Source organism: Coralliovum pocilloporae (assembly GCF_030845175.1).
Taxonomy (GTDB): Bacteria; Pseudomonadota; Alphaproteobacteria; order Rhizobiales; family Cohaesibacteraceae; genus Coralliovum; species Coralliovum pocilloporae.
In genome coordinates this window covers 786,425-806,929 of record NZ_CP132542.1, presented here as the reverse complement: position 1 = coordinate 806,929, position 20,505 = coordinate 786,425, and the positions used below count along the sequence as shown (strand labels likewise).

Below are 20,505 nucleotides of genomic sequence, written 5' to 3'. Positions count from 1 at the left end.
TTAAGAGTTTGTTTCTGCGCGAGCTTTTATCTGAAAAGTCTATCAATTTTTCAGAAGCACGCGGTAGAACACATCCACTCTATGCTGCCGTTTCGACCTCACCGCGGGCCGGGTATCCCTTTGCCAGGACAAAGTCGAGAGCGCCCAGAATTTCGGCGAAGTGCGGCCGGGCAAATGGCATGGTCTGGACGGATGCGAAGTAGAGAGTGCCGTCTGGTCTGACAAGGAACAGACCTGGCTCGCTGAATATGCCGGGCTCTTCTACCCCGATTGACGTTGTGCCAATACCATTTGATACATACAGGCCCCACTGCCGGGCTGTGGCCATGTCGATACCATAGCCGAGGTCCAGTTCGTTCAGGCCCCATTCGGATTTGGTCTGTTCGGCGCGTTCGGCACCATCGGAAGAGATTGCGACAACCTGGACGCCCCGTTTGGCAAACTCCGGCAATTTCTTCTGCAGATCAAGAAGCTGGTTCTTGCAGATCGGGCAGTGCAGCCCGCGATAGAAAACCACCATGGTGAAGTTTTCCGGTGTCTGGTCTGCCAAGGACCAGGTTCCGCCACTGGCTAGCGACACGTTGAGACCTGGGACTTGCTGGCGTGGGATAAGAGGGGTGATATCGGACATGCTGAGCTCCTGTTCTCCGTCTGTATGAAAAGAGATTTAGAACGTTCGTTTCAAAATTCAAGTAGCGAGTTAGCGAATAGGCTCGATTTGACCCTATTGTGATTGAGCAGACATTGGATTCTAAGGCCGCGGGATGAGTGTCAGATAGGTTTCTGCTGTCTTTTGCAGGCTCGCTTCATCAGTGCCACAGCGAGCCAGCACGCGGATACCCTGTATTGCTGTGGACAGGGCTCCTGCCAGTGTTTCGATATCCGCCTCATCCGAGATGCTGCCATCCTCTATGCCCTTCTGCAGGGCCTGACGGAACACATCTTCCACATTATTGAAAGCTCGGGACAGACGATCTTCCACGTAGCTGACATGAGGTCCAAGTTCGACCGCTGTGTTCGTCAGCAGGCACCCCAGGCGCCGGTCGCGCTCGGTCTTTGCCTGGACGAGCTCGTGAAAAAATGTGTCGATGGCATCATAGCCCGGAGACGCTTCTTTCAGTCGTTCAAGGCGGCGTTTTTGTCTAGTCTCAATATAGTGTTCGATAACAGCTCTAAAAAAGCCGTCTTTGCTCTCGAATGCATTGTAGAGGCTGGCTTTAGACAGGCCTGTATGGGTAGTCAGATCCTGGATAGACGTTGCCGTATATCCACGCTCCCAAAAAAGCGCCATGGCCTTTTCGAGTACTTCGCGTTTGTCGAATTCCTGCGGTCGTCCCAAGATGTCCCCTCTACAATCTTAGACGTCTTAGATTAAATGCGTGACTCTACCAGGTCAATTCGGCTTTTTTCGATGTCCCGAGCCGCGTTCTTGACCGCTTTCTGAACCTTTTCAAAAGCACGAACTTCGATCTGCCGGACACGTTCTCTTGAAACATCGAACTCTTCTGACAGCGTTTCCAGAGTAATGGGATCTTCCGACAGTCTCCGGGCTTCGAAAATTCGGCGCTCGCGCTCATTCAGAACGCCCATTGCGTCTTTCAGCAGCTGGCGGCGCTGGTCAAGTTCGTCACTTTCGATCAGAATCTGTTCCTGGCTGTCACTGTCATCAACCAGCCAGTCCTGCCACTCGCCGGATTCCGACTCGGCCGATTGCACACGAGCGTTCAGGGAAGCGTCGCCGGAAAGGCGGCGGTTCATGCTGACAACTTCAGCTTCGCTGACGCCCAGATGCGTGGCAATCTGGCTCACCTGATCCGGTCTCAGGTCACCATCATCCAGTGCCTGAATCTGACTTTTGACCTTGCGGAGGTTGAAGAAGAGACGTTTCTGGTTTGCGGTCGTGCCCATTTTTACGAGGCTCCAGGACCGCAGGATGTATTCCTGAATGGCCGCCCGGATCCACCACATTGCATAGGTCGCAAGGCGGAAGCCTTTATCCGGCTCAAACCGTTTTACGGCCTGCATCAGACCGACATTCCCTTCAGAGATCACTTCGCCGATGGGTAGTCCATAACCGCGGTATCCCATGGCAATCTTGGCTACAAGCCGCAGATGGCTGGTCACGAGTTTCTGCGCGGCATCCCGGTCATCATGCTCAAGATAACTCTTGGCGAGCATGTATTCTTGCTGTGGCTCAAGCATCGGGAAGCGTCTAATCTCGCTCAGATAGCGAGAGAGCCCGCCTTCACCACTCAGTACCGGAATATTACCCTGGGCCATCAAAGCGCCCCTTTCCTGATTGCGTGTTGAAATCACCTGCTGGTCGATTTCATTGCCTACAGTCCCGTCCGACAACCCGCATAATATAGGCTTTGTTTATTCCGATTTAATGGCAAAAATCATTAAAGTTTGGACAGGTTTTCAACAAGATGCTTCATATCCTGGGGTAAATCCGCTTCAAACAGCATGGTTTGACCACTGACAGGATGCTCAAAACCAAGGCGAAAGGCATGAAGCGCCTGACGCTTGAAGTCTGATACAAATCCTTGGATTTCCTCCGGGAAGCTCTTGGCCTTGGATGCGTAGCCGGAGCCATATTCCATATCACCGAGAAGCGGGTGCCCAAGATGGGTCATATGAACTCTAATCTGATGTGTTCGGCCCGTCTCCAGATTGCATTCGACCAGGCTTGCGGTTTCATCCGTGCCCTTGCTCGGGAAAACGGTTTTCACCCGATAGTGTGTAATCGCTTCTTTCCCGGATTTGCTGACAGCCATGCGGAGGCGATTGTTGGTTGCGCGAGCGATATTGGTGCGAATTGTGCCGGAACGGGGTGAGGGAACATTCCAGACAACAGCATGATAGGACCGTTTGAGAGGGCCGCTTCGCCCATGATCTGCGAACTGTCGGGTCAGGCCGTTATGGGCCTCGTCATGTTTGGCGACAACGATGAGACCGGAGGTGTTCTTGTCCAGTCGGTGCACGATGCCCGGGCGCTTCACGCCGCCGATGCCCGACAGGCTTTCACCGCAGTGATGGATAAGGGCATTGACCAGTGTGCCTGTCCAGTTGCCTGCCCCGGGGTGAACCACAAGGCCTGCAGGTTTATTGATGACGATGAGGTCCTGATCTTCGTAAGTGATGTCGAGCGGAATGTCTTCGCCCATCGGTTCGGGGTCTTCAGGAGCCGGCATGAGGATATCAATTTGATTCCCCGGATTGACCCGATGGTTCGGCTCTTTTATCGTCGCGCCGTCAATGGAGACTTGGCCCTGTTTGATCAGCGTTTTGTAACGGCTGCGGCTGAGCCTGTCGGTTTTTGAGGCAATGAAGACATCAAGCCTCTTGCCGTCACTGTCCTCGTCGGCGTAAAGCGTAATGTGATCCGTCTCGTTTGACGGAAGGGTATCATAATCAGGTTCGTACATGTCATATCATCTGGATGATGAAGAGGAAAAACCTCTGGATCCGGCGGCTGAGAAGCTGCACAGAAAAATGCGCAGGCTTCTGCTCGGCTCCGGTCTCATCATGTTTGTTGGCTTCATTGCCGTCTTTGGAGCCATTCTTTACAAGACATTGGGTCCTTCGAAAAGTGATGTCTCGCGCGCAGCGATCGGAACCCGTCTTGTCGAGCAGGCATTGCCGCAAGGCGCTGAGGTTACCGGCATTGCTTTGAATGGGGAAGAACTGGCGGTCTCGTTTAAAGCAGGTGATGGCGGAAACGGTGTTCTGCTTATCAACAGGGCAGACTGGTCAATTGCCGGAAAACTGATCCTTCAAAGCGAAAATCGCTAGAAAGGACTTGCATTTGCCTGCAAGTGCCGCTTATAAGTCCGGCCTGCGGTCAAACGCAGCTGCGCGCCCATCGTCTAGCGGTTAGGACGCCGCCCTTTCACGGCGGAAACAGGGGTTCGATTCCCCTTGGGCGTGCCATTCTTCCCAGAACATTGTCGTTTCATCTCGTAAGATCTGTGTTCCTTACGCATTTCTACTGTCTGATTTGTGCTCGTTCGTCCTGTTTTTTTGACTGATCGTACGGCCATCTTGTTGCTGCGCGCTCTGCTGCCTATAATTTGTGCAGATAGAGTGGCCCTTATGTTCTTCTGAAATCGGGGCAACCGGGAACGCTTAGAACAGGTTGAATGTTATGGATGTACTCAGCGATATTTTGGATACATTCCGCTTCCGCGGTTGCCTTTACTTTACCACCAAATTTCACCCGCCCTGGGGCGTGGCTGTTCCTGAATATAACAATGTTGTTCGGTTTCATCTGGCGATTTCGGGCACCTGTTGGGTCCGGGTCGGAGACGCAACCGAGGAAGTGCAGCTGATGGAGGGGGATCTGATCCTCATTCCGAACGGCTCTTCTCATACATTACATGATGAGCCAGGACGAAGTGCATTCAGTCTTGATGAGGCGTTGCGGGAATCAGGTTTCACTGGTGAAGGGATCATGGTTCTCGGCAGCGGCGAGGAAGAAACAACGGATCTTGTTTGTGGCCACTTCGAGTATGATCCCGGGTATGATCATCCGCTCTTTGAGCAATTGCCTGACTATATTGTAATCCGGGGTCAGGATGCTGTGGAATTTTCCTGGTTCAATGAGGCCTTGAAATGTCTGGCCTATGAATCGCGCGCTGATCGTCCGGGTGGTTCAGCATCAGTCCAGCGCCTTTCAGAGATCCTCTTCATTCAGGCCATTCGTGTCTGGAGCCGGGATCGTCAGAGAACCGGGAACTTTGTGGCGGCGGTCTCTGATAAACAGATCGGCCGATCTTTGCAGAAGTTTCATGCAGACCCTGCCGGGAAATGGAGTCTTGAGCAGCTTGCGCGGGTCGCTGGCATGTCAAGGACTGTCTATGTGGGCCGGTTCCGGGATCTGGTCGGTATGACGCCGCTTCAGTATATGACCACATGGCGTATCAGGCGCGCGCAACGCATGCTGCAGGATGGGGCGGATTCCATTGAAATCATTGCTGAAGCTGCAGGATATGAATCGACCGCTGCCTTTAGCCGGGTTTTCAAGAAGGTCACCGGTGTCGGGCCGTCGCATTTCCGACGGGCTCATGTGCTTGCATCCTGACGTTTGTGGGCAATGAGGTTCGACCCTAAGACGCTAACCTTTTGGTTCTTCTTGGCTTCCTGAATTTCTTGAGGGCGTCAGTTCTCTGATGCCATTTGGCTGACGTGCCATGTAAATGAATTCAATAAGCGAGATGTTTGAATTTGTCTTGCTGTTTAATCAATTTTGCAGCGCAACAACCTCTTTGTGTCTTTCAGAAATTGTGATTATACATTCATGGTCATCAGGAGTGTGATAAGCTCTTGTGCAATGCATGTTTTGCTGATTTATGAGCAGCAATCTGCCATCCTGATTCATTGGGCGGGTTTGCGGTTGGGACGCTTGAAGACTTTAGGGACTTATTTTGACAACACATATTGAAATATGTGGCTGGGCTTGCCGGGCTCCAGGTGCAGATAATAAGTCTGAATTCTGGGACTTGCTGAACTCTGGTCGGTGCGCGATCACGGAAATCCCGAGAGATCGATGGGATGCGCGGGTCTTCTATCACCCCCGTACCCAGGAAACCGGCAAGAGTTATACGTTTCGTGCCGGTGTCATGCGGGATATCTGGGGTTTTGATCCTGGTGTCCTGGGACTGTCGCCTCGAGAAGCGGAGCAGATGGATCCGCAGCAGAGAATTGCTCTTCAGGTCATCTGGACTGCGCTTGAGGATGCCGGTGTCAAACCGTCTGCGCTCGCGGGTGATGATATCGGTGTTTATGTCGGGGCCTCAGGGTTGGATTATGCCAACCAGGCTTTTCTGGACCAGAGTGTTGTCGGTGCCCATTTCATGACGGGGAACACCCTGTCTATCCTGTCTAACCGCTTGTCTTATATTTTTGATTTTCGCGGTCCGAGTTTTACCGTTGATACGGCCTGTTCGTCTTCGCTTGTTGCCCTGAATGAGGCGATGCAGGATCTTCAATCCGGTCGTGTGGAGACTGCAGTTGTTGCTGGCGTGAACCTGCTCGTCAGCCCGTTTCCGTTTGTGGGCTTTTCCCAGGCAACGATGCTGTCGCCTGAAGGGTTGTGTCGTGCCTTTGATGCCAAGGGCGCAGGATATGTTCGCGCTGAAGGCTGTTTTGCTTTCATTCTGCGACGGCCCGATGCCGAGCGATGGTCTGGTCAGAAGACTGATGCCGTTATTGTCGGCTCAGGTGTGAACTCGGACGGTCGCACCAGTGGTTTGTCTTTGCCATCTGCAGAGCGTCAGGCTGCTCTTTTGCAGAGCGTTTATGCAGACCTTGGCATTGAAGCGGATGATGTGGCCTTTGTTGAGGCTCATGGTACCGGAACCCGTGTCGGGGATCCGGCTGAAGCCGGTTCCATTGGCGCTGTTCTTGGCAAAGAGCGTTCAACTCCGTTGCCGATAGGTTCGGTCAAAACCAATATCGGCCATCTTGAGCCGGCGTCCGGTCTGGCAGGACTTGCCAAGGCCGTTCTGTCCCTGCAGCACAACAAGCTGCCGAAATCACTCCATTTCGAAGAGCCAAATCCGGACATTCCTTTTGACGAACTGAATCTGGCTGTTGCAGCCGAGGCCGTTGAACTGCCGCGCACCGGCAAGCGTCGATTTGCCGGGGTGAATTCGTTTGGCTTTGGCGGGACAAATGCGCATGTGGTCATCTCGGATCCATTGCCCATCGGGAATGCTGAAGCTGACAGCAAGAGCTCTGGTGGTGAGGGTGGCCGGGGCTATCTGATGCTGACCGCACAGTCCCGCAACGCACTTGAAGAGCTGGCGTCATCAGTCGGTCAGCAGTTCAACGACAATCCGGGCATCTCTGCTCAACTCCTTGCGTCTGCCGTCGAGCAGCGGAGGGAGCACTTCTCCGAACGGCTGGTCGTGGATTGCTCAGCTGTTGATGATATCCCGGCGGCGCTGGATAACATTGCAAATGCCGAAGGCCTTGGCCTTTGGCAGGGAACAGGCGGTAACGGGGCGGGCAAAGTTGCTTTTGTCTATTCCGGCAATGGATCTCAATGGGCTGGCATGGGGTGTGACGCCTATGCGCGCAATGCAACGTTCCGGCGGTCTTTTGACGCCTTGGACGCACTGTTCTCGGATCTGAGTGGATGGTCCCTGCGCGAGGCACTGCAGCGCGACACACTTGCCGACGATCTGTTCCGAACCGAGATTGCACAGCCTTTGTTGTTTGCGGTTCAGGTCGCGTTGACGGATGCCCTGTCAGAAGAAGGCCTTAAACCTGATCTGGTGCTTGGGCACAGTGTTGGTGAAGTTGCTGCGGCCTGCATTTCCGGTGCTCTCTCCAGAGAGCAGGCCTGCCATGTGATCCTCCAGCGCAGCACATCTCAGGAGTTGATTGCTGGAACCGGGACCATGGCCGCTTTGATGCTGTCTGAGACGGCGGCCCGTAAAGCGCTGGAAGACGCGGAGCTTTCGGATCTCGAAGTGGCCGCGGTCAACTCTGCGCAGTCGGTTACCATCTCGGGCCCCCGGCCTTCGATTGAGGCGTTGGTCGAGGTTGCTGACGGGGCAGGCTGGATCTGCAAGGCGCTTGATCTGAACTATCCGTTCCACAGTTCTCTCATTGATCCTGCGGAACAGTCTTTTATGGATCTGGTTGGGCAGCTTGATCCATCCAGGACGATTGTTGACATGGTGTCGACGGTGACCGGCGCGTGCGTTGAAGGGACCGAACTGGATGGTGCCTACTGGTGGCGAAATGTTCGCCAACCGGTGGCATTCCTGGACGCTGTGTCCGCGAGCCTTGAAAAGGGCTGCACGTCTTTTGTCGAGATTGGCCCGCGCCCGGTTCTCAAATCCTATGTTCGGGATATCGCCAAGTCCGGTGGTCATCCGGCTGTTGCGTTACATAGTCTTGTAAAACCGCGTGCTGGTGACCTGGAATTTGCCGGAGATCCGGTCCGAGCGATTATCGCTGACGCCCTGATCCAGGATGTTTCTCTCGACCGGGCGCATGTTTTTGGTAAGGCCCCGGACAAGCCGTTGCCGCTGCCATTCTATCCATGGCAGACACAGGCATTCCGCTTCAAGCTGACAGGAGAGGGGTCAACAGGCCTCTTCCAGGGGTTGAAGAACCCGTTGCTTGGATGGCGCTTGAATGTTGAAGCGCTGGCGTGGGAAAATCATGTGGATGTTCTCGTCCTGCCGCTGCTTTCAGATCACGTGATCGATGATCTGACCATTTTCCCCGGTGCAGGTTATGTAGAAATGGCGCTGGCCGCGGGTCAGGAATGGCTTGGGACAGATGATATTGAGTTGATCGACCTTGATATCATTCAGCCGATGATTTTGAGTGAGGAGCATCTCCTCGAGGTCCGTACGCAGATTTCTCCAGAAACTGGCACTGTTGAAATAATGAGCCGTCAGCGTCTGTCAGGAGACGAGTATTCGCTGCATGCAAAAGGCCGTCTTCTCGAGGGACGGCACAGATTGGCAGGCGGCTTTGACGCAGGCGTTGATTACTCGGAAGAAGGAACTGTTTCCGGTGACGTTCTGTATGACGGAGCAATGGCGCATGGCCTTCAGTATGGCCCCTGTTTCCGCCTTGTAGAGCAGGTCTCTCTGTCTTCAGGGGGACAGATACAAGTCAGATTGAAACAGCCTGTTCCGGTCGCTGATGATCAGGACTTCATTCTTCATCCTGCAATTCTCGACAGCAGCTTTCATGGCCTCTTTGCCTTGTTTGGCCGTGATGCCGATCTGCACGACTCCGATGCTTATGTTCCGGTTCGCTTTGATGGTATCCAGGTCTTTAGGAAGGACCAGGCTATTGTCAGGTGTGACATCTCAATCAGGCGCAAGTCGAACCAGTCCATTCTTGCGGATTTCAGATTGTTTGGCGCTGATGGAGACCTGGTTGCCGAAGTTGCTGGCGCGCGCTTCAAGGCCGCGGCTTTTGGTCGGCGCGAGAAGAGTGACGATCTGATTTATCGTGAGATTTCTCTCCGGCTGCGCAGCCCGGATCAGGTTCATCAGTCTCTGTTTGTGGAGCGGGATGCGGCCGCTTTGCCGGTTGAGGAAGATGAAGAGTCGGAGAGCCGCCTTCTGGTGGAGCTTGCTGCTCGCTGCGGCGCACGTGAACTGCTTCTGCCGTTGGTCGGTGACGATGGGGTTGTCGATTTATCTCGGATACCGTCAACTCTGCGGAGTTATGCGTCTTCACTGCTGGTGCATCTCGAAGACGGTGGATTTGCCAGTGTAGAGGATGGGGTCTGGCTCCTGCCGGACACTGATGATATTCCCGATTTTGCCTCTCTGATTGCAACGGTTCTGGAAGATCATCCCGATGAGATCGCTTCTGTCACGCTGTTGGCACGAGCCGTTGAACGGGCGCATGCTCTCTTTGCTGGTGAGCATGACGATCAGGCGTTCTCGACGGCACTTGTTGACCACTTCTGTCAGGGGTCCCCGGATGTAAAGGCCCGGATTGAGCATTGCCGTGATCTGGTTCGGCATTATCTTCAGACGCCTGCGTCCGGAGAGCCTTTGCGGATTCTGGATCTTGGTGGAGCCGGGGTGGAACTGGCCATTGCGCTGCTTGATGACCTGGCGATTGACAACTGCCAGATTGTTGTTGCTGAAACGGATGCGCAGACAGCGTCGCGCCTGAAGGGCGGGCTTGATCCTGACCTTCCGATAGAGATCATTGATATCAGCGGTTCAACCGGCATTCTCCAGTCAAAGGGACCATTCGATCTTGTCTGTTCGGTCGGTGGACTCTATCTGCACACGCTTGAACAGCCCGACCTCAGATTCCTCAAGCCGGTCCTGGCGTCGGGTGCACCGATCGTGGCCGTAGAGCCGATCATTGATTGTTTCCATGATCTTGTCTTTGGCATGCTGGATAACTGGTTCTCTGAAACCTCAGTTGCTGGTTATGCAATCGGCGCTTTGCGGTCTGCATCGGAGTGGCGCTCCGTATTGGAAGACGCGGGAGCAACAGATGTCGTGTCTTCAGAAACTGTTGTATCAGGCCGTAAATTCTCAACCCTCAAAGGTCACTTTGAGCGTACCGCTGCGGATGTGGTGCCTTTGCATTCCGATCATGATCAGGATGGGCTGGCTTACCTGCTTGTTGTTGACGACAGCTACGGGTTTGATGTGGCCGAAGCTCTGTCGGAGCACTGGAAATCCCATGGTGCCGCGGTCACTATTGTCGATGGTCGTGATGTGGATGTTCTATCCCGGTCGGGAACCTGGTCTGATGCCTTTGCTGTGCCGGACTGGGCGCAGGCAGATCAACGTTTCCTGATCGGTTTGAACGGAGCCTTTGCATCTGCGGATGATGTGGTTTCGTCCCTGGCCAGACGTGGAGCCTTCTTCTCTGCACTCTGTTCCGCTGCCGATGGGCAGGATATGCGCGTGATCGCGCTGGCTCCATCAGGTTTGAACCAGAATCTTCTGGAGAATGCTGCCGTTCTTGATCCGCAACAGGCTGCAATCAGTGGTCTGATGCGTGTTGTGCAGAACGAAGCACCTGATCTGGATCTCCGCTGTGTTGATCTTGCAATCGGCGAGACGGCGCAGGCAACGGCTGATCGTATTATATCCGTGCTTGGTGAACTTGGTTCAGAGAGTGAGTTGCTTGTCCGCTCGGGCGAGTTACGGGTTCCTCGCGTTGTTCAGGGGTTGCCGCAACAGTCGGGTCAAACAGCGGAGGCGGTGTGCCTCGGCTTTGACCGAGCCGGATCTCTTGCGCGTCTTGACTGGCAGCCTGTGGAGCGTCGGACACCCGCTGCCGGGGAAGTCGAGATTGAAATTCTTGCAACAGGCCTCAATTTCCGGGACGTCATGTGGGCTCTTGGCCTTCTGCCGGATGAAGCTCTTGAAGACGGTTTTTCCGGACCGACCCTCGGGCTTGAATGCAGTGGTCGCGTTGTCTCCGTCAGTGAGGGTGTCAGCCATCTTCAGGAAGGAGACATGGTTGTCGCCTTCGCATCTGCCTGTTTCGCATCTCACACGATTGTTCCTGCCTATGCGGCTGTCTCGCTGCCGGAAGGCCTTGATCCGGTTGCTGCCGCGACCATACCCGTCACATTCCTCACCAGCTATTATGCGCTGTATCATCTCGGGCGCCTTCAGGAGGATGAGTGGCTTCTGATCCATGGTGGCGCTGGTGGCGTGGGCCTTGCGGCCATTCAATTGGCCCAGCTCAAGGGTGCGCGGATTATCGCGACCGCAGGGTCTCCTGAGAAACGGGCTCTGCTGAGAACGCTCGGAGTTGAGCATGTCTTTGATTCAAGATCCCTGCAGTTTGTCGATGACATACTGGACCTGACAGGTGGTGAGGGTGTTGACCTTGTGCTGAACTCTCTCGCGGGTGATGCGATGGAACACAGCATCCGCCTGGTCAAGCCATTCGGGCGCTTCCTTGAACTGGGCAAGCGTGACTACTACGGCAACACCAAGATCGCGCTGCGCCCGTTCCGCCGCAATGTCTCCTATTTCGGTATCGATGCAGATCAGCTTCTGGTCTATGAGCGTGCGCTTGCCTCCAGACTGTTTTCCGAGGTTCTGGATCTGTTTGCCGCAGGCGACCTGTTTCCTCTTCCCTATCGCCAGTTCGGCGGAGAAGCCGTTATCGATGCATTCCGGCTTATGCAGCAGTCAGGGCATATCGGCAAGATTGTTGTGACGCCGCCAAGGCGTGAGGCCTGGCCGGGGCAGGCTGTTCGGGAGGAATTTGCAATCAGCCCGGATGGTTCGGTTCTGGTTGTTGGCGGACTTGGCGGTTTTGGTCTGGAGATCTGTCGCTGGCTGGTCGACAATGGTGCCCACCATGTTGTGCTGACCAGTCGATCAGGAACGATATCAGAGGATCATCAGGCTCTTATCGAATCCTGCGAGGCCCGTGGTGTGCATGTAGAGGCTATGGCCTGTGATGCGGCTGACAGGGCAGCGCTTGATTCAGTTCTCTCAGACATGCGCGCCAAAGGGCCGCTCACAGGTATTGTTCATGCTGCCATGGTGCTGGATGATGCCTTGCTGACCCAGCTTGATGAGAGCCGTTTCCGGGCTGTACTTGAGCCGAAAGTAGCTGGTGCAGACAATCTTGATGCTCTGACCCGCGATGATGCCCTGGATTTCTTTATTCTGTTTTCTTCAGCCACAACGCTGGTCGGTAATCCGGGGCAGGCCAACTATGTGGCTGCCAATTCCTATCTTGAAGGCCTGGTGCGCAAACGCCGGCAGGCTGGATTGCCTGGTCTTGCTGTTGGTTGGGGCGCTATTGGTGATGTGGGGTATCTCGCTCGCAACACGGATGTGGGCGATATTCTGTCCCAGAAACTTGGCGAAGCTGCCATAGGTGCCCGGGAAGGGCTGGACATCCTGAGCTCTGTGCTTGTGCGCGACGGACAGACTGACGGAGCCGGTGTCTACTATATCGGGCGTATCGACTGGTCTACGGCTGCAAATGAGCTAGCGGTAGTGAAGACACCACGATTTGCTGACTTCATGGACGGATTGTCCCTGCGCGGTCCTGATGAAGGTAGCCTTGATCTGCTTGAATTGATTTCCGGTCACAGTGAAGCTGATGCGCGGCTGCTGGTTGCTGAACTGCTTGCTGTCGAGCTGGCCCAGATTCTTCGACTGCCGCTTGAGGATATCAATGTTCAGAGACCATTATCTGAGTTCGGTATGGATTCCCTGATGGGGCTTGAGCTCCGTATGGGTGTGCAGCGGAAAATTGGTATTAACCTGCCGATTGTCTCGCTTTCTGGTGGGACAACATTGAATGATCTTGCTCTTCAGATTGTTGCCAAAGCCCTTGGTGGTGCGCAAAATTCTGATGATGATATGGATGTTCTGATCAATCAGCATCTCGTTGATGACGTGGACAAGGCTGCGTTGAAGACAGTTGTCCGTGATGCCAGTGGAAGTGTATCCGGGAGAGCGTAGATGGCCAGAAGTGATCGCAGAAAGCTCTCCGAAGACCGTAAGGCTGCGGCTTTGAAACTGGCACGACAGAGCCGTGCCGGGCAGTCTGATACGAGAGCGGTGGCTGAGCGTGTGCAGACTGTCCCGGGGCGGAGCGGGATGGCTGACTTCAAGACATTGACCAGCTATCAGGAACTCCAGCTCCAGAAAACGGTCGGCCAGTTACTGAATCTGGACAGTCCCTATTTCCGGGAACATGATGGTCTGGCGGGTGCGACCAGTGTCATGTCCGGCAGGACGTGTCTGAATTTCTCAACCTATGACTATCTTGGCCTGAATGGGCATCCGGAAATTCTCGCTGCGGCCTCTGATGCCATGGCGCAGTATGGTATTTCTGCGTCTGCAAGCCGGATCGTTGCTGGTGAAAGGCCGATCCATGCCGAACTGGAACAGGCACTTGCGGATTTCTACAATGTGGAAAGCGCTGTCGCCTTCGTTTCCGGCCATGCGACAAATGTTTCGACGATTGATTGTTTGCTAGGGGAGCAGGATCTCATCCTGCATGATTCCTTCATTCATAACAGCATTGTCACGGGCGCGCGTTTGTCCGGTGCCGCGCGTCAGGTTTTCCCCCATGGGGATTATGATGCGCTTGAGCGGATTCTGAGTGAACGGGCGTCTCAATATCAGCGCATCCTCATTGTCGTTGAGGGTGTTTATTCCATGGATGGTGATTTCCCCGATCTGCCGCGTCTGCTGGGTCTTAAGGAACGCTACAATGCATGGCTGATGGTTGATGAGGCCCATTCTCTGGGGGTTCTGGGTAAGACGGGTCGCGGTCTTGCAGAGCATTTCGGTGTTGACCCGTCCAGGGTTGATATCTGGATGGGCACATTTTCAAAATCACTTGCCGGATGCGGCGGGTATATTGCCGGTTCAGCGGAACTGATTGAACTGATCAAGTATTCTGCTGCCGGGTTTGTGTTCAGTGTGGGCTTGCCACCCTTGTTGGCGGCCTCCGTTCTGCGGGCGCTCCAGCTTCTGACTGCTGAGCCTGAGCGGGTTGCGAACGTTCAGAGGAATGGCAGATTTCTTCTGGAGACCTTGCAGGACGCCGGGTTTGATATAGGGCCAAGCCAGGGTTATGCGGTCGTTCCGGTCATGCTTGGTGATTCAGCAAAAGCCGGCATTCTCGCCGTACGAATGCTGGAACGAGGGGTCAATGTTCTGCCGATCATTTACCCGGCCGTGCCTGAGAAGTCCGCTCGTCTGAGGTTCTTTGTCACATGTTATCATACGGAAGACCAGATGCGGGAAGCGGTGCGTCTGCTTTCTGAAGAGCTGAAGGCTTTTGAGGCTAACCCGCCCAGCCTGTCGTCCATTGCCAAAATCGTTCAGCAGCAGGCCAAAAGCCAGTAGCGGCTCTGTCTGGCAGGCGAATTTGGACGGTGCGGCAATATGCTGTATTTAACGTGTCAGAAACCGGTCTATTGCTAATCTGTTGGTCGATGTTTTTATGAGAGTAACTGCTTGAATCCAATAAACGTCCGTAAATTCAATATTTTGCTTTCCGCCTTGTGCGATCTTTGCCAGCCAGAATTTATGTTCTGGCCAGTGCTAACGGACGAAACTGGCATTGCGTGACCGCAGAAAGCAGGGTAAAAGGGGCGGCGGATTCAGGGGTGAAGAAGCTGAGTATTTGGGGAACCGTAACTTGTCAGTAAGAACGCATATCATGGCACTGGTTGTTGCCTGTTCCGCTGTGGTTTCCGGGTGCTCGTTTCTGCCGTCTTCAGGGCCGATCACATCTGAAATTGAACAGCAGGAAAAGGATCCAGCCAGCGAAGCGGCGGCTTTTGGATACCGTATTGTTGACGTGGATGATCGCGCGATATCGATCCTGTCTTCATTCCAGCCTGCAGGTCTCAGGCGTCAGTTCTCAGGTCGTGTCTGGCAGCCGGGTCGTGCCCAAATTGGAACCGGTGATGTTCTCTCCATTGTTGTCTGGGAGCCAGGGCAGAACAAGCTGTTCAGTGTGCCGGGTCAGTCTCGGGCGGAACTGGGTCCTTTTGCAGTTGGCCAGTCCGGAGCGATTAATATCCCTTATGTCGGATCTGTTCAGGTTAGAGGGCTGTCCCCTGAGGCTCTTCAGGCGACCTTGACCCGAGCGTTGAAAGACAAAGCTGTTGACCCTCAGGTGATCGTCACAGTTCAGGAAAGCCAGAGTACCTTGATTACCGTCAGCGGTGATGTCCGGTCCCCTGGTCGTTTTCCAATCCCGGCTCTTGGCAGTAAAGTGACTGATGCGATAGCGCTGGCGGGTGGTAATGCTCATATTGCCAGTGAGACGACTGTCACGCTGGTTCGTGAGGGCCGGAAAGCGACGATGCTGCTGAAAGGCATTATTGAGTCGCCAGGCGAGAATATCTATCTTCAGCCCGAGGATCAGCTTTTTATCAGCCATGAACCACCGACATTCACTGCATTCGGGGCTGTGCCGAAAGTAGGTGAATATCCGTTCGGCAAGGATCGTGTGTCTCTGATTGAAGGTCTGGGCCGGGTTGGTGGTCTGGATGATAATCGTGCCGACTCTATGGGTGTGTTTATTTTCCGGTTTGAAAATCCCAATGTTGCGGCAGCTCTTCTGGAAGATGGAGCGCAGCTTGATCATGAGCGTGTGCCGCTGATCTACCGTATTACGATGCGGGATCCGAAAGCCTATTTCTATGCCCAATCCCTGTTCCTGCGTGACAAGGATGTTGTCTATGTTGCCAACTCGGTTGGTCGCGAGCTGTCGAAGTTTATTGCGATTATCAACTCTGGGCTTTCGACGGCAAGGACATTTGACGGAATTGGAAACTAGAGTGACCGCGTGCTCTCGCGTTTAAATACTGCCGTTGGCAGGGACACGTTAATTGCTGTTTATGGCACCCTTGTCAGGGTGCCATTTTCTTTGGCCATGTATCTGACAGCCGATAGCCGCCAGGCCAGGGATCATCAGGATCTAGCATGTGCTGATGTATGCCCGTGATCCAGGCCCGCCCTGAAATTTCGGGTATGATTGCACTCCTGCCTCCAACCTGTGTCTCATCGACAATGCTGCAGTTGAAGATGGAATTGATAATCGAAACTCCCCTGAAGGGATCTCCCGGCTTAAGTATGCCTTTGGCATTCAGAACAGCCATCCGTGCACTGCATCCGGTACCGCACGGAGACCGGTCGAGCTTTGCCGGCTGGATAGCCACCGCATTGCGCCCGACAGTAACGCCGTCCTTCTGTTCAATCGGCATCGTCAGCTGACAGAAGGAAATGTGATCCCAGTCCGTCTGTTCCGGATGAGTAAAGCCAAGCTGCTCATTTGCCGCATTGGTGATCCGTACACCCATTTCAGCAATGTCTCGTGCTTCATCAGGTGATATCGAGAAGTCAAGGGCCTGGGCATCTGCAAGAACGAAGCTGTCCCCGCCATAAGCCGTATCAACGGTCAGTGTTCCTATGCCGGGCACCTCCAGATGGGCGTCCAGCTTGTCTGCGAAGGAAGGGACATTGGTGATGGTGACCTGATTGACCTGGCTGTTGGCACAGTCAGCCCGTACCTTTATCAGACCTCCTGGAGCCTCAAGCGTCAGCTCCGTGGGGCCTTCGGCAGACATGGGCAGAATTCCGGTCTCAAGCAGGACTGTCGAGACGCACATGCTGTTGGAGCCCGACATCGGCGGTGTGTCTTCCGGCTCCATGATGATCCATGCCATATCCGCATCGGGATGTTTGGGGGGGACCAGCAGGTTTACATGACGGAAGACGCCGCCTCGCGGCTCATTGAGGACAAAATTACGCAAGGTCTGATCGCTGGCTATCCAGCGGGACTGTTCCCAGATTGTGGCTCCTGGAGGAGGCGCGACACCGCCTACAATAACATCGCCAACCTCACCTTCCGCATGGCAGCTGACAACATGAATGGTGTGTGACGCGCGCATAACGGCCCACTCCTTGCTCAAGAAAGAAGACTAAAGCGCGCTTCCGAAAAATTGACAGACTTTTCGGGTACAAGCTCGCTTTGAAAACAATATGTTAAAGCACCAGACTCAGTGCGGTCTCTATTTTGAGAGTATCGTGTCAGTCAGCGTTTTCAAGCCGCGTCTGGAGCCGGTTCCTGATGGGCGGTTCCTGCTCAGTTCCGAAATCTTGTCGGTGAGCTGGGTTTTCTCTGATGTACTATCCTGAGCCGCTGCGATCCTGATGACATGGGCCGCGATATCGTTGATGCGCGTGAGAACCTCTTCCTGTGTTTTCACTGCGCGGGACACTGCGGTTTTGGCTGTTGGCTTGCTCTTCAGATCCGCGATGACATCTTCAAGAGATTTCTGTTTGGCTTCTGCGCCTTCCAGACGCTCGGTGAGCTGGAGGCGGTCTTTCTCAAGGGCTGTAATGGCATCCAGCTCCTGATCATCATCGACCAGCAGATTGGATGATCGCAATGTCAGGGCAGCCAGCCTTGCCTCTGCTTCCAGGCGCCGCATTTCGGAGGTGCGCAACCTGTCTTCCAGCTCATGAAGCTCAGGCGGTGTTTCCGTGGCAGCGGGGATACTTGGCTTGCGGGTTTCAAGCTCAGTGATTTTCTCATCACGAGAGGCCAGTCTTGACGCGAGTTCGTCAATTTCCGCCTGGAGCACGACCTGCCGCTCATCGCCTCTCTTCGCGCTATCTTTGGCAAGAGCGAGCTCTGTTTCCAGCGAAGCCTGTTTGATGCTGTCGGCACTCTGCTGGGTTTTGACTTGCTCATATTTGGATGTGAGTGTCGTCAGTTCGGTTTCAAGTGCAGCGATCTTCAGCTTGCTTTCGTGATAATCTTTTTGAGCGGCATCCAGTTGCTGGCTTTTCTCGCGCTGTTTGGTGTCACTGCTGTCTTTTGACCGTCTGATGTCCTTCAGGTCCGCGGAGAGCCTGTTAACCTGATCTTCCTTGACCAGCGACGTATTCCGAGCGTCCTCAAGTCGGTCTTCGAAATCAGAAATTGTTTCCTCAAGGATAACGATCTGCTTGTGTGCCGCATTCAGTTCGTCCTGACGTTCCTTGAGAGTGAGGCTTTGTTCAAGGGACTTTGCACGCAATGCATCCCGGGCCATCTCGGCCTTGCGGGTTTCCACGGCATAATCGGCACGGATGCGGTCTTTTTCAGCCTGAATCTCTGACCAGGTAACGGGTAATTCGGCTTCAATACGTCGGGCAGTCAGGCGCTCTGCACGGCGCCAGATACGGGGCAGGGCGAAGATGACCATAAGAACTGCTGTAAACAGTCCCAGAGCAAAATACATCGCGGCCAGTATCATCAAACGCCTCTGTGTACTCTATTACCAATAGGGCAGGTCTGTTATTTGCCCACTTCTACAACGAAACAGCCCGATCCTGAGCCTAGGCTCTTATAATGGAAAAGTGGTGAAATAACAAAGCGTAATAGGCCCCTGGTGAATCCCAGGGGCTGTTGCTGCTTTTACGCCTGGTTAGAACGGGTTCCAGGTTGCGCTGGGGGTGAACTTCAGATAGCCCACATTAACACCCAGGCGAGCACCTACACCGGCCTTGATCGGCACAACATATATGTCGTGATTGTTCAGAACAGTCATGCCAAAACCACCAACCAGATAGGCGGAACCAGCCACGCCGACAAAGCGTTTGTGGATGTCTTCTGTGCTGCGCATGTTATAGACCAGCATCATGGTGCGGGCACCGTCACCACCAAAATCCCAACCAACGGATGGCCCCTGCCAATAGACTTTCCTTCGGGAATTACCCTGTGTGTGCAGATGCCCTTCTCCATATCTCAGGCCACCAATAATTGCTGCAGAGCCTTCTTCGCCGAGAACATAGCCATTTGGCTGGCCGTATCTGGATACGGCTTCCTCAATGACACCGGCCAAACCACCTGCGACAGTCCCGAAGAACTCGTGTCCCTTCGCGACCAGCTGCTGGCTGGTATATTGATTAGGCGCCTGTGCAAACGCCGGCAGCGGAATAATGAAGACCGCGGCAAGATACAGAAATGCCGTCAGCATGCATGATGCGATCCGTGATCTGTTCATCAGAAACTTCTCCGTCTTTGATCCGCCCCCTGGCTCACTCATATGTGCCGGATCATGGTTAACGAAACACTCACGACTCAGAGCTTAGGGTTCTGACGACGCGTATTAGTGCGATAAATTGGTGAGATCATGACAGGCCGTGCCCGCTTTATAGCTGCAATGACACTGTTCTGGCTTCTGGGTTCAGCAGGAGCTTATGCCGCATGCCCGCGGCCTGGTGTTCTGAACGCAACATCGGAACTTTATGTCCATGACCCTCGGACAGCGATTGCGATTGGTGGCTATGACGCTGTGGCCTATACGGTCGATAACAAGGCGCGCAAAGGAAAAGACCGTCATCAGCTCGTCTGGTGCGGGGTTGTCTGGCTTTTTGCAAATGAAGGTAACCTTGAGGCATTCCGGCATGATCCCGAGGTTTATGCGCCGCGTCTTGGTGGCTATGGTGCCATGGCTGCAGCGCGCGGGCGACTGACGCCCGGCAGCCCTCAGATCTGGACCCGGTATAACAACAGGCTCTACTTCTTTTATTCAGAAGCCAATCGGTATGTCTGGCTGCAAAAACCGAAATACCATTGTGAACTGTCAGAAAAGGGTTGGCCGAAATTGCGAAAGCTGTTGGTGCACTAGGGTTCAGAACCCTAAAACCAGTTGCGCCGAAAGGGTTTCACGCGACACGCTCTATACTTTTGCTGAAGTGTGAGCGTCACGCAGTGAGTTCAGGATGTCATAACAGAATAGATGAAATTAACGGGTCTATATCCTAGGATAGCTCCCGAATCAGGAACAGAAAACAGGTCAGAATAATGACGCTCAATATATCCGCCCATGAACTCGCCGCCCTTTTGTGCAGCCGGATCTGTCACGACATTATTTCTCCGGTTGGCGCTATTACGAATGGTCTGGAGGTGCTTGAGGAGGACGGGGCTGAGGATATGCGCGAGTTCGCCATGGACCTCATCCACAAGAGCGCGCGTCAGGCTTCAGCGAAGCTGCAGTTCGCCCGAATTGCCTTTGGCGCGGCCGGATCTGTTGGGGCAGACATCGATACAGGTGATGCTGAATCCGTAGCCAAGGGCTATATGCTGTCTGAAAAAGCTGACCTGAGCTGGGAAGGACCGCGGCTTCTGGTTCCCAAGAACCGGGTCAAGCTGGTCCTTAATCTGATTTTGATTTCAATTTCCGCAGTTCCGCGCGGCGGTACGATTGCCGTTCGCCTTGAAGACAATGAAAAGGGAGCGGAGTTCGTTATCGAATGTACCGGTCCTCACGCCCGTATTCCAAACGGTGTTGAAGCCCTTTTGGATGGAACACCACCAGACGGCACTGTTGATGCTCATTCCATTCAGCCGGTTTACACGGGTATCCTCGCGAGAGAAGCGGGAATCAAGCTTTCAATGAGCATTGAAGGGGAGCAGGTTCGGATTGAAGCGCGGAATGCTGCGTGAGCCGAATTTAGAACTTTGAGTTGTTTGGTTTGATAGCGCAAGTGTCCG

14 protein-coding genes and 1 tRNA gene are annotated in these 20,505 nt (G+C 54.1%); 8 read left to right on the top strand and 7 right to left on the bottom strand.

Annotation, left to right across the window (positions count from 1 at the left end):
- Window positions 1-79: 79 nt before the first annotated feature.
- The 4 genes from RA157_RS03810 to RA157_RS03795 form a co-directional block, all read right to left on the bottom strand.
- A complete protein-coding gene (locus tag RA157_RS03810; protein WP_350335149.1) occupies window positions 80-631 on the bottom strand; it encodes a peroxiredoxin-like family protein in 552 nt (183 codons plus the stop codon).
- A 120-nt stretch (window positions 632-751) separates the two neighbouring features.
- On the bottom strand, window positions 752-1,339 hold the full coding sequence (locus RA157_RS03805) for a TetR/AcrR family transcriptional regulator (RefSeq protein WP_350335148.1): 588 nt from the start codon (window positions 1,337-1,339) through the stop codon (window positions 752-754).
- A 32-nt stretch (window positions 1,340-1,371) separates the two neighbouring features.
- Window positions 1,372-2,280, bottom strand: coding sequence for an RNA polymerase sigma factor RpoH (gene rpoH / locus RA157_RS03800; protein WP_350335147.1), 909 nt, complete (start codon window positions 2,278-2,280; stop codon window positions 1,372-1,374).
- 122 nt (window positions 2,281-2,402) lie between these two features.
- The gene (locus RA157_RS03795) at window positions 2,403-3,428 is read right to left on the bottom strand and encodes an RluA family pseudouridine synthase (RefSeq protein ID WP_350335146.1); all 1,026 of its coding nucleotides are present in this window, start codon (window positions 3,426-3,428) and stop codon (window positions 2,403-2,405) included.
- On the opposite strand from RA157_RS03795, the gene RA157_RS03790 reads away from it, so the two are divergent.
- From RA157_RS03790 to RA157_RS03765, 6 genes are all read left to right on the top strand, one after another.
- Complete coding sequence (locus RA157_RS03790) at window positions 3,427-3,795, top strand: hypothetical protein (RefSeq protein WP_350335145.1); 369 nt, start codon at window positions 3,427-3,429, stop codon at window positions 3,793-3,795. The two genes, RA157_RS03795 and RA157_RS03790, sit on opposite strands and share 2 nt — an antisense overlap.
- A gap of 63 nt (window positions 3,796-3,858) precedes the next feature.
- Window positions 3,859-3,933, top strand: a tRNA-Glu gene (locus tag RA157_RS03785).
- 214 nt (window positions 3,934-4,147) lie between these two features.
- On the top strand, window positions 4,148-5,083 hold the full coding sequence (locus tag RA157_RS03780; RefSeq protein WP_350335144.1) for an AraC family transcriptional regulator: 936 nt from the start codon (window positions 4,148-4,150) through the stop codon (window positions 5,081-5,083).
- A 343-nt stretch (window positions 5,084-5,426) separates the two neighbouring features.
- On the top strand, window positions 5,427-12,953 hold the full coding sequence (locus RA157_RS03775) for an SDR family NAD(P)-dependent oxidoreductase (protein ID WP_350335143.1): 7,527 nt from the start codon (window positions 5,427-5,429) through the stop codon (window positions 12,951-12,953).
- A complete protein-coding gene (locus RA157_RS03770; RefSeq protein ID WP_350335142.1) occupies window positions 12,954-14,351 on the top strand; it encodes an aminotransferase class I/II-fold pyridoxal phosphate-dependent enzyme in 1,398 nt (465 codons plus the stop codon).
- A gap of 316 nt (window positions 14,352-14,667) precedes the next feature.
- Complete coding sequence (locus tag RA157_RS03765; protein WP_350335141.1) at window positions 14,668-15,795, top strand: polysaccharide biosynthesis/export family protein; 1,128 nt, start codon at window positions 14,668-14,670, stop codon at window positions 15,793-15,795.
- Window positions 15,796-15,868: 73 nt separating this feature from the next.
- Here the strand turns inward: RA157_RS03765 and RA157_RS03760 are convergent, their stop codons facing one another.
- The 3 genes from RA157_RS03760 to RA157_RS03750 form a co-directional block, all read right to left on the bottom strand.
- Window positions 15,869-16,909, bottom strand: a complete 1,041-nt coding sequence (locus tag RA157_RS03760; protein ID WP_350335140.1) for a trans-3-hydroxy-L-proline dehydratase — start codon at window positions 16,907-16,909, stop codon at window positions 15,869-15,871.
- 120 nt (window positions 16,910-17,029) lie between these two features.
- Complete coding sequence (locus RA157_RS03755) at window positions 17,030-18,262, bottom strand: coiled-coil domain-containing protein (RefSeq protein ID WP_350335139.1); 1,233 nt, start codon at window positions 18,260-18,262, stop codon at window positions 17,030-17,032.
- A gap of 171 nt (window positions 18,263-18,433) precedes the next feature.
- Window positions 18,434-19,012 (bottom strand): DUF1134 domain-containing protein, encoded by a 579-nt coding sequence (locus RA157_RS03750; protein ID WP_350335138.1) that lies wholly within the window; start codon window positions 19,010-19,012, stop codon window positions 18,434-18,436.
- Window positions 19,013-19,141: 129 nt separating this feature from the next.
- On the opposite strand from RA157_RS03750, the gene RA157_RS03745 reads away from it, so the two are divergent.
- Window positions 19,142-19,639 carry a YHS domain-containing (seleno)protein gene (locus tag RA157_RS03745; protein ID WP_350335137.1) on the top strand — a complete coding sequence of 166 codons (498 nt, stop codon included), beginning with the start codon at window positions 19,142-19,144 and terminating at the stop codon, window positions 19,637-19,639.
- A 176-nt stretch (window positions 19,640-19,815) separates the two neighbouring features.
- On the top strand, window positions 19,816-20,457 hold the full coding sequence (gene chpT, locus RA157_RS03740) for a histidine phosphotransferase ChpT (protein ID WP_350335136.1): 642 nt from the start codon (window positions 19,816-19,818) through the stop codon (window positions 20,455-20,457).
- Window positions 20,458-20,505 lie beyond the last annotated feature (48 nt).

What these genes read in the sequence shown, in the direction of transcription:
- RA157_RS03810 (WP_350335149.1), bottom strand. Translation starts at nt 631, where the DNA reads ATGTCCGATATCACCCCTCTTATCCCACGCCAGCAAGTCCCAGGTCTC.
- rpoH (WP_350335147.1), bottom strand. Translation starts at nt 2,280, where the DNA reads ATGGCCCAGGGTAATATTCCGGTACTGAGTGGTGAAGGCGGGCTCTCT.
- RA157_RS03790 (WP_350335145.1), top strand. Translation starts at nt 3,427, where the DNA reads ATGTCATATCATCTGGATGATGAAGAGGAAAAACCTCTGGATCCGGCG.
- RA157_RS03795 (WP_350335146.1), bottom strand. Translation starts at nt 3,428, where the DNA reads ATGTACGAACCTGATTATGATACCCTTCCGTCAAACGAGACGGATCAC.
- RA157_RS03780 (WP_350335144.1), top strand. Translation starts at nt 4,148, where the DNA reads ATGGATGTACTCAGCGATATTTTGGATACATTCCGCTTCCGCGGTTGC.
- RA157_RS03770 (WP_350335142.1), top strand. Translation starts at nt 12,954, where the DNA reads ATGGCCAGAAGTGATCGCAGAAAGCTCTCCGAAGACCGTAAGGCTGCG.
- RA157_RS03765 (WP_350335141.1), top strand. Translation starts at nt 14,668, where the DNA reads ATGGCACTGGTTGTTGCCTGTTCCGCTGTGGTTTCCGGGTGCTCGTTT.
- RA157_RS03760 (WP_350335140.1), bottom strand. Translation starts at nt 16,909, where the DNA reads ATGCGCGCGTCACACACCATTCATGTTGTCAGCTGCCATGCGGAAGGT.
- RA157_RS03755 (WP_350335139.1), bottom strand. Translation starts at nt 18,262, where the DNA reads ATGATACTGGCCGCGATGTATTTTGCTCTGGGACTGTTTACAGCAGTT.
- RA157_RS03750 (WP_350335138.1), bottom strand. Translation starts at nt 19,012, where the DNA reads ATGAACAGATCACGGATCGCATCATGCATGCTGACGGCATTTCTGTAT.
- RA157_RS03745 (WP_350335137.1), top strand. Translation starts at nt 19,142, where the DNA reads ATGACAGGCCGTGCCCGCTTTATAGCTGCAATGACACTGTTCTGGCTT.
- chpT (WP_350335136.1), top strand. Translation starts at nt 19,816, where the DNA reads ATGACGCTCAATATATCCGCCCATGAACTCGCCGCCCTTTTGTGCAGC.